The sequence below is a fragment of the uncultured Boseongicola sp. genome (assembly GCF_937988555.1).
GTDB lineage: Bacteria > Pseudomonadota > Alphaproteobacteria > Rhodobacterales > Rhodobacteraceae > Boseongicola.
The window spans coordinates 1-3,001 of the sequence record NZ_CALJXO010000247.1 but is presented as its reverse complement, the minus strand read 5'-3'; the positions used below and the strand labels follow the sequence as shown (position 1 = coordinate 3,001).

Below are 3,001 nucleotides of genomic sequence, written 5' to 3'. Positions count from 1 at the left end.
ACAATGTATCAGATACAGAACGCGGAGCTATCCTCTGTTTAGATGATGAACAGGCAATCAGGGACATCCCCTCACCGACATCGTAACCGAAAAAGGAATAGACAAGCGCTACCCGCCATGATTCGCTCCAGAGTTATGAATCAACCACGATTGCAACCAATCACCCTATTCATCATGGCGACTGCCTCTACACTGCTGTCCCTATCCAGTCATGCTGCGACCGATCCGGAAACACCGAACATACTCATCCTCTATGCAGATGATATGGGATACGGCGATCTCAACTGCCAGAATTCAGATTCAAAAATCCCAACCGTACACTTGGATCGCCTCGCCAGCGAAGGCATGCGATTCACCGACGGGCACTCCTCTTCCGGAGTCTGCACGCCGAGTCGATATGCCTTACTCACAGGGCGCGACCACTGGCGCAAGTTTTATGGAATTGTGAACGCCTTTGGCCCCTCAGTCTTTTCGCCTGAGCGCCTCACGTTACCAGAAATGCTACAAGCAAAAGGCTACCACACCGCCGCAATCGGCAAGTGGCACTTAGGCTGGGATTGGGACAGCTACCGGCTGCCCGATGCCGAGCCTGCGATACAAACCACCACGCATAAGGGGCGTAAGAATGAAGTCTGGGGACCTGACGCATTTGATTGGTCAAAGCCCATCCCCAACGGCCCGCTTGCCCACGGCTTTGACCACTACTTCGGCGACACCGTCATCAACTTCCCGCCTTACTGCTGGATTGAAGATGATCGCGTCATCGATGTGCCCGATGTATTGATGGATACCAAACGATGGAAGCCGATTAAAGAAGGACGCTGGGAATGCCGCCCCGGCCCCATGTATCACGATTGGGATCCCTACGAAAACATACCGACCACGACGAAGCATGCGGTCGAATATATTCAACAACAGGCCGACAAAGCAGCCCCCTTCTTTCTCTACTTCGCCTTCCCGTCTCCACACGCGCCCATCATTCCCAATGATGCATTCGATGGCAGCAGCCAAGCCGGCGCATATGGCGACTTCGTCGTCGAGACCGATGCTGCCTGCGGTCAAATCTTACGCGCCTTAGAAGCCAGCGGACAGGCGGACAACACGATCGTCGTCTTCTCAGCAGACAACGGCGCAGAGCACTATGCCTATGAGCGTGACAAACAATACGACCATTGGTCATCCGGTCCTTTCCGCGGCCTCAAGCAAGACATCTACGAAGGCGGGCACCATGTGCCGTTTATCATCCGCTGGCCGAAGGTCGTAAAACCTGGATTAGTCTCTGAGGCACTCGTCTCGCAGATCGACTTAATGGCGACTTTTGCGGCAGTGACTGACTTCACGTTACCTGAGGATCAAGCGGAAGACTCTCACAACTTGCTGCCACTACTCCACGGCAGCGCAAGCAGCGTGCGCCCGACACTCGTTCACAGCACATGGGAACGCACAGGCTTCGGTCTGCGCAGCGGCGACTGGGTGCTGATCAATAAACGCACAGGCTACGCGCGTAAGCCGAAGCATGACTGGCTAAAGCGTCACAACTATCCTGCGGATGATGACTCTCCCGTCGAACTCTACAACCTAGCCAAGGACATCGGCCAACGCCATAATCTGGCGAGCGAAAACCCCGAGCGCGTCCAAGCCATGCAAGCGGCCTTGAAAACCCTACAAGACGACGGACATTCCGCATCGCGCCTGAAGACACATTAACGAGTCAAAGCACGCCAAGTGCTATCATGACGTAGATTCGGCCTAGCCGAAAACCACTAATAGTCACTGATATACGCAATAGTTGTTTGGTTTTTCCACGAATGAGAGCAATGATCTCTTTATGAATGATCCCTTCACACAAAAAGTTATTGGTTGCGCAATTGAAGTGCACCGCGAACTCGGCCCAGGTTTACTTGAAAGTGCCTACCAATTATGCCTCTCTCACGAGTTAACCCTCAATCAGATTCCACACAAACTCGAGAAGTCCATGCCAGTCTATTACAAAGGCATCGAGATTGAGTGCGGATATCGCAGTGATATATTGGTCGATGACCGGCTAGTGCTTGAATTAAAAGCTGTGGATAAATTGAGCGGCATCCACAGGGCGCAATTGCTGACCTACATGAAATTATCGAAGACTCCAGTTGGGTTATTGATGAACTTCAACGTCAAGAAACTCACCGACGGGGTCGAACGTTTTAGGCTATAAGTCCAACTCCCACGCAAATTTCAACCACCCGCTCGCTTCGCTCACTAGAGGGCACAGAGAGCACAGAGCCATGCAAACGCAGTGGAGCATCGAGGCCGAACTTAGGCCTCAAGGTCCGTGGAATCCGCTCTGTGCTCTCTGTGCTCTCTAGCGCAAGCGGGTGGTTAATAAATACGTATGCTAACTTAAAGAAGCCTAGCATTGGGCGATCGCTCCATGGAGTCCTCTATTTTAAAAATCTCAAATCGTGATGCGCAGCAGTATATTATCAGTTCCGCCCTTGCTGGGCGTCATACTCCGCCTCAGTGATCCAAGCGAGGTCCTTCCAATACCCGGTGTCGTTGCGTTGCACGGGGCCTTTCGTCGTTCGACCGTTCAGAACGATATCCGAGGCTTTCTTGGTTAGCTGATCGACGACTTCCGGATGTTGAGCCGCTATGTTGTTCGTTTCGCCAGGATCTGTGGTGAGGTCGTACAGTTCCATCTTCATTTTGCCAAGCGGCAGAATCAATTTCCAATGTCCTTCTGTAATGGCGAACCGCCCGTTGGAAGAATGGTTGATCAAAGGAAGACGCACAGGGGTGGTTGCGGGGTGAGTCAGCACGGGTAAGAAACTCTGACTGTCTTCGCCGGCGTTTGCGGGCAGCTCGGCTTCGATCAGTTCGGCAAAGGTCGCCAGCAGATCCACCTGCCCGACGAGCTTGTTCCAGCTGCGTCCCGGCTGTTTGATGCCGGCCGGCCAGCGAACAAAGAAGGGTACACGATGCCCCCCCTCATAGATTGACCGCTTGCCCTCCCGATAGA

Annotated in this window: 3 protein-coding genes; 2 read left to right on the top strand and 1 reads right to left on the bottom strand. The window is 53.1% G+C overall.

The genetic code is table 11. The annotated features are described in order from the left end of the window. Positions 1 to 150 precede the first annotated feature (150 nt). Positions 151 to 1,707 carry an arylsulfatase gene (locus Q1B15_RS14870; RefSeq protein WP_299754936.1) on the top strand — a complete coding sequence of 519 codons (1,557 nt, stop codon included), beginning with the start codon at positions 151 to 153 and terminating at the stop codon, positions 1,705 to 1,707. A 121-nt stretch (positions 1,708 to 1,828) separates the two neighbouring features. Next, complete coding sequence (locus Q1B15_RS14865) at positions 1,829 to 2,197, top strand: GxxExxY protein (RefSeq protein ID WP_299754933.1); 369 nt, start codon at positions 1,829 to 1,831, stop codon at positions 2,195 to 2,197. A 268-nt stretch (positions 2,198 to 2,465) separates the two neighbouring features. Here Q1B15_RS14865 and Q1B15_RS14860 read toward each other — a convergent pair. Continuing rightward, the coding region (locus tag Q1B15_RS14860; protein WP_299754931.1) for a sulfatase/phosphatase domain-containing protein at positions 2,466 to 3,001 on the bottom strand (536 nt) is incomplete at its 5' end.

Bases quoted from the DNA above. Each gene is read 5' to 3' on its own strand.
- Q1B15_RS14865 (WP_299754933.1), top strand. From the start codon at position 1,829: ATGAATGATCCCTTCACACAAAAAGTTATTGGTTGCGCAATTGAAGTG.